This is a genomic window from Celeribacter sp. (assembly GCF_048266405.1).
Lineage (GTDB): Bacteria > Pseudomonadota > Alphaproteobacteria > Rhodobacterales > Rhodobacteraceae > Celeribacter.
Genome location: NZ_JBLWZO010000039.1, coordinates 1 through 5,742, shown reverse-complemented (window position 1 = coordinate 5,742; position 5,742 = coordinate 1). Strand labels below are relative to the sequence as shown.

The window sequence follows — 5,742 nt, the reverse complement described above, 5'->3', positions numbered from 1 at the left end:
GGAAGGCTAAGGACTTCTTTGCTGAGGGTTTCGCTTAGCGGAAAGTCACCCGCTTTGTAGCCGCTATTTTGATAGGCCTTTTGCAGGTATGGCAGCACAGGATAATGGATAAGATTGCCAATCCCCAAGCCATCAAGATGCTTGCGAAGGTCTTCGCGTTTTGAATGTCGAATGACAAATAGATGCCATGAAGATTGTGCCCATTCCGGTACAGATGGAAGCGTGATGCCGCTGGCCTGCAAGCCATTGATATAGGATTTTGCAATGGCGCGGCGTTGTTGATTCCATCCGTCAAGATGACGCAGCTTTACCTCAAGAAAAGCAGCCTGCAAGGGATCAAGGCGGCTGTTGAAGCCTTGTTCATCATGAATGTACTTTTCCCGGGAGCCATAGTTCCGCAAGACGCGCAAGCGTTCGGCAAGCTTTTTGCTGTTGGTCGTGATCGCCCCGCCATCTCCATAAGCGCCAAGGTTCTTGCCGGGGTAGAAGCTCCATGTAGCGGCATCACCGTGGGAGCCAATGCGCTTGCCCTTATACTGGGCGCCATGGGCCTGGGCGGCGTCTTCGATCACATAAAGATTGTACCGTTTTGCAATCGCGATGATGGGATCAAGATCGGCAGGTTGCCCATATAGATGCACAGGGATAATGGCGCGAGTTTTGGGGGTGATGGCGGCTTCGATGCGTTCGGGGCAGATGTTAAATGTTGCCGCGTTAACTTCTGCGGCAATAGGGGTTGCCCCTGCCTGTGAGACGGCAAGCCATGTAGCAATAAAAGTATGCGAAGGAACAATAACCTCGTCGCCCGGGCCAATGTCCATTGCGCGTAAGGTCAGCATTAATGCATCCAGTCCGCTGGCGACCCCGACACAGTGGTCTGCCTGACAGTATTTTGCATATTTGTCTTCGAATGACGCCACGGCTTCGCCGAGGATATAGACGCCAGATGCCATGACATGATGATAGGCTGCGTCAAGTTCGTCGCGAAGGTCGTTGTATGTCTGGCCGGGGTCCAGAAACGCAACGGTCATTTCGATATCTCGCAAGCTTGCAGGAAGGTTTGGTAATCGCGGTGATAGTCATCTTCGTCAAACAAATTGGATGCCAGAACCATGCAAACAGACCCGGATGAAAAGTTATCCAGTTCGCGCCATATCATCGGACAGATGTAAAGCCCCTGATAGGACCGGTTAAGGTGATATCGCTGTTTTTCGCGGCCATCATCCAGCACGATGTCAAAGCTGCCCGACATGGCGATAATCAGCTGATGCAGGTTCTTGTGAGCGTGACCGCCGCGTGTGGCGCCGCCGGGGACATCGTAAAGATAATAGACGCGTTGAATATCAAACGGAATATGGCTGCCGCCTTCGATGAAGGTGAGGTTGCCCTGCGTATTTGATATTTTAGGCAGGTCTATAATTTTACATTTGGCCAAAGACATTTGCACACCGCCACGAAGTTATCATCAGATTAATCTGAGGGTCGCCAATCCACGATAATAGAGCCAATTCATTTTGAAACTATTATCGAAGAGGCTTGTTTTTAAAAGTTTCCCGGCGGTGATTGTTATGGATGGGCGACGGGGCCGGTTTATTGTTTGTTTCTTGCGACGATGTAAATTTCGCCGGAGATATCGGGATACCGTTCGCCTAGCACCATGAATGCCTGAAGCATTTCATCCGTCCAGGTTGTTTCAATCTGTTTGTTGGAAACTGGTTTCATCCAGTAGCCGCCAAAGATATCGATGGTCATTCCTGCGTCATTGAATGCCTTGCGGAAGTTTTCGGGATTGAAAACGCGACGGTGACCGTGATGGTGGTCCATCTCGTTAAGTTCGTGCTCAGAGCCGAGTAGTCCCATAAGAACGGCGGCTTGACGGTGTAGGGAGCGCGCATTGGGAACTGCTGCGAATAGCATGCCGGTATTTGGAGTCAGCCAGTCTTTAGTATTGCGCAGTATGCTTACTGGGTCTTCGACATGCTCTAATACGTGACCCAATATGATGTTGTCGTAAGTGATGCCGTCTGCGGGGCGGAACTCTTCAAACAGGGCATGGACGACTTCAGCATTTGGAAAGCGGGATTTTAAATCTTTGCAGAAATGTGCTGATCCCTCAAGCAAAGTCAGTTTTTTGTCTGTTTTAGCAAGCAATTCGGTCATGATGCCTTCGGCGGGGCCCATTTCCAACAATGTTGTCCCAGTTAGATAACGTTGCGCGATATTAAACGAGTATTTGACCGTTTTTTCATTTGCGCCTGCCCCATAGAGCGAGTTTTGAGCAATGTTTTCTAAATGATTTTTTTCATTTAATGTCATAACTGCGACCAATCATTATTTTGGGTTGGTTGAAATTCAGGCGTTGTCCGAAGGTTTATGTATAAACTCCACCAAAAGCCTGTTTCTTAACATCACAAAGGCAATCAATCGTTGGTTAAATGCCACTGCCGGTACCGGTGATGTGATGATTTTCGCTTTTTGTCGGACTGTTTCCGCTATGGCTTGATGAATGTCGGGTACTTCATATGCCGTATGATAGAATTTAATGCCATTGCGCAGCCAAGGTGTAAGCGTATCAAAGCCTTGAAGATTTTCAAGCAGTTCTATACGCGGCCCGCCACCGGTTATGAAGCATCCTTTTATGCCTTGGGTCGGATCGGAAAACTGTTTCCCCTCCTGTCGGTAACCCAATTGCTGGAAGTATGCGAGTTCGTTGCTTACAGACGCAACGGCGTATCCCAGATGGTGAAAATGCCAATTAGCTGAGATGTTATCATCCATTTTGCTGTTGCTTTCTGGCAAGAAAGGTAACGGTTTTTTGTAGTCTTTCTTTGATGCGAGGCCACAGTGCGTGATTTACCGTGTGCTCGATTGCGTCGAAACTTTCGCCGGATATTTCAAAATGGTTAGAAAGCACGCGGCTGCGAGGAATGCCGCAGGAATCATGGAACGATACAACCGCACGGTTTTCTGCAACGGTTTGGCAATAAAGTTCCTGCAAATTCAGATTTTCCAAGCCAAAACGGTATATCAGAAGGGCGCTTTCGGGAGCAGCCAAAGAGCCCGGCAGAATCAGCCATCGACCCCATTCTGCCCTTGATGCGTGGTCATCCACGGCATATAGCGCAATCAAACCTTCTGGCTTGTGGGTTTTATTGTTTTCAATGACAAAATAGTAGTCGCCAGCTCGGCTATAATAGGTATTTTGCCATTTCAGTTGTGCATCTATGCTTGTCGCGCCGTGATGCAGATATTTTGATAATTCCGGCGTATTGCGTAACCCAACAACAAAGTCAGCATCTCCATCTGAAAGTGGGCGGAGAGAGAATTGTTGCCCTAAAATATGCTCGTTATGACGCATTTTTCTTTGCGATTTCTGAGGCGATACTCGCGATAGAGTTCAGTTGTGCGATGATTTCACTTTCGAACTCGACGTTAAATTCGTCTTCTAGTGCGAATATCAGGTCAATATGTTTCAGTGAATCCCATTCCGGAGTGTTTTCCCGGTTGGATTTTGCAGAAACATCATCCTGTTGGGTGATGATTTTAACAATACTAATTATTTTTTGTTCAATTTCTTTTGAATCAGTCATTCAGATGTCTTTCAATTAATATGCCTTTGTCGGGTGGAAACTTATCCAGAGTTGAGATCGTGACATCCCGCTCGTTTGTTTCAGATGGCAGTTGTGCCCCGCTAAAGGATTCAAGCCATTTTAATGCCGGACGGTTACGAGGTGCATGCGTTATTTTGAACCGAAGAGTCGTGCAGCCATGTCTCAGGTTACTGATGCGGATTGCTTCGGATATGATTGCGTTTTCCAAACCTCGACCCATTGCGCGGCAACTTATGCATATTTCATCAATATGCAGGATATCATTTTCCCGTCTTAAAACGATTAACGCGATTATTCCGCTGTCTGACAGATTGTCGCGCATTCCCACGCCGATGACATCCGTGTGGGCCGTTGTAATTTTTTCATGAATTTGCGGTGTATTGAAGCGATGCAGTGCAAGGTTAAACTGGTTTGTCTTGGCGCTCAGACTGGCAAGCCTGTCCTGCATTGTGATTGGGTTAAGCCAAAATGTCAGGCATGCTCCTATGCTTTGGAAATAGGAAGACTGATCTAGCGCTGTTTTTTGGATTTTTTCACGGGCAACATTGGCCTTCAGGTCATTTATCCGAAGGGTGTCCTCATTGTTGAGTGTCCAGCGCCATACGGCCGGATGGTATTCAAGGGCCCGGTTCGTAATTGTTGCTTCTTTTTGGGCCGCAATGAGTTGAACGTCAGGAAGCATAGCTGAAACTTCGGCGAGCTCGCCAATATTGTCATCAATAAACAGAATTGAATCAGTGCCAATCCGCAGCTGGTTGGCGATGTTTTGGATCGCATTTGCCTTGCTACCCCAGGATACTTCCAGCACGCTGAAATCGGATTTTTTGATCACATAGTCGCGATGTTTCAGGAACAAGTTTTCGACATCCTCGACTTCATTGCGAGAAACCAAAGCCAGAAATATCCCCTTGTCTTTTAACGACAGCAGGGTGCGGTGCAGGGATTGATGTGACTCTGTGACTTTAATGCCGTCGATACCGTCTTCGCCAAGGATACCGTCATGCAACGTGTTATCGAGATCAATGGCAACAGTTTTGATTGGTGGAAATGTTGCGCCTGTAAGCCAATGGCAAAATAATGTTCGGGCAGCCAGAGTCTGGAAATTTGAACTTAAGGGGGTGCCTGATAACTCCTCGGTTCTTTTGTCCAGAAGCTTGACGTCCAATTGTGTGGCGAGCTCTTGGGCGTCTGCGAAATGACAACCTGCGATATTGGAAGTAATATTTTTGATTTCATCTGATTGTGTCGGAGGTGGCGCCCAGGTCATCAGGATGATGGGGGCTGCCGACAGGCGGCGCAGCTCTTGCAGCCTTTGTTCAATCCAACCAAGCCAGATTTTGCGATCCGAAATGTTTGTGTATCTTTGAGGGTCGAGCCAAATAAGTTCGACGTCGGCGGCGGAATGGTTGGCGAAAGACAATGTGTCATCGTAGTCGCCGATTTCGAAAACCAGATCGACACCGTAGGCGTGCGCGTATATTTGCGCAAGACTGGCTGTTGTCTCGAATGTATGGTTACGCCATACATTGATCTTCATGGATTTTGTTTTAGCTGATGGCAGTTCAAGTTGCCGAACTGCAAGCTGTTTTGGCTTTTGATCAAACAAGACAGATTGAGCTTGGAAGCGCAGCAATTGATCCGAAAAGGATGGCTGTGACATATTTTTCTTCATGTGATCAAATTTTGCAGGATTTCAGTATATTTCTGATGGAAAGACCTGAAACCCAAGATTTCTCAAATCATTGTCAGATCATAGTAAATTTCCAAGTCATCATGCAAACGCGAATTTATAGCAGTTTCTGCACCTTTTATAGATATGGGCCGTTAGGTTGAAATGAAACGGAATAATAACAGGTTCGTTTGCTGTAAGGTGGTCGATGTCCAATTTTCTGATTGTTCGCACATCAAAAAATTGAGAGACCTTGTCGGTGATGTCGGTATCTTTCCTGTCAGATGAAAACCAATAGTTGAGCGGTATGGCGAATAAAACCTTTTACAACATCTGCATCATCCAGCCGCAGGGCTATGTGCATTCCATGGCCTTTCTGGAACTGGCGGAATTGCTGTTATATTCTATTCGCGATACCGGCAATCAGGCTGAGGTCAGGAAAAATCAGTTAAGCCCGGATGG

7 protein-coding genes are annotated in these 5,742 nt (G+C 47.1%); all 7 read right to left on the bottom strand.

Features of this window, described 5'->3' with window-relative positions; translation table 11 throughout:
• Positions 1-1,031: DegT/DnrJ/EryC1/StrS family aminotransferase (locus tag ACN0TS_RS19015; RefSeq protein ID WP_417260885.1), on the bottom strand; the 1,031-nt coding region annotated here is incomplete at its 3' end.
• Entirely contained in the window at positions 1,028-1,441 is a 414-nt protein-coding gene (locus ACN0TS_RS19010) for a sugar 3,4-ketoisomerase (RefSeq protein WP_417260884.1), read from the bottom strand. The genes ACN0TS_RS19010 and ACN0TS_RS19015, both read right to left, overlap by 4 nt.
• Positions 1,442-1,590: 149 nt before the next feature.
• Positions 1,591-2,316 (bottom strand): class I SAM-dependent methyltransferase, encoded by a 726-nt coding sequence (locus tag ACN0TS_RS19005; RefSeq protein WP_417260883.1) that lies wholly within the window; start codon positions 2,314-2,316, stop codon positions 1,591-1,593.
• Positions 2,317-2,352: 36 nt separating this feature from the next.
• The gene (locus ACN0TS_RS19000; protein ID WP_339862179.1) at positions 2,353-2,778 is read right to left on the bottom strand and encodes a VOC family protein; all 426 of its coding nucleotides are present in this window, start codon (positions 2,776-2,778) and stop codon (positions 2,353-2,355) included.
• Entirely contained in the window at positions 2,771-3,358 is a 588-nt protein-coding gene (locus tag ACN0TS_RS18995; RefSeq protein ID WP_417260882.1) for a GNAT family N-acetyltransferase, read from the bottom strand. Before ACN0TS_RS18995 ends, ACN0TS_RS19000 begins: the two co-directional genes overlap by 8 nt.
• Positions 3,348-3,590 (bottom strand): acyl carrier protein, encoded by a 243-nt coding sequence (locus tag ACN0TS_RS18990; protein WP_339862175.1) that lies wholly within the window; start codon positions 3,588-3,590, stop codon positions 3,348-3,350. Before ACN0TS_RS18990 ends, ACN0TS_RS18995 begins: the two co-directional genes overlap by 11 nt.
• Positions 3,583-5,271, bottom strand: coding sequence for an HAD-IIIC family phosphatase (locus tag ACN0TS_RS18985; protein WP_417260881.1), 1,689 nt, complete (start codon positions 5,269-5,271; stop codon positions 3,583-3,585). Before ACN0TS_RS18985 ends, ACN0TS_RS18990 begins: the two co-directional genes overlap by 8 nt.
• Positions 5,272-5,742: the final 471 nt, after the last annotated feature.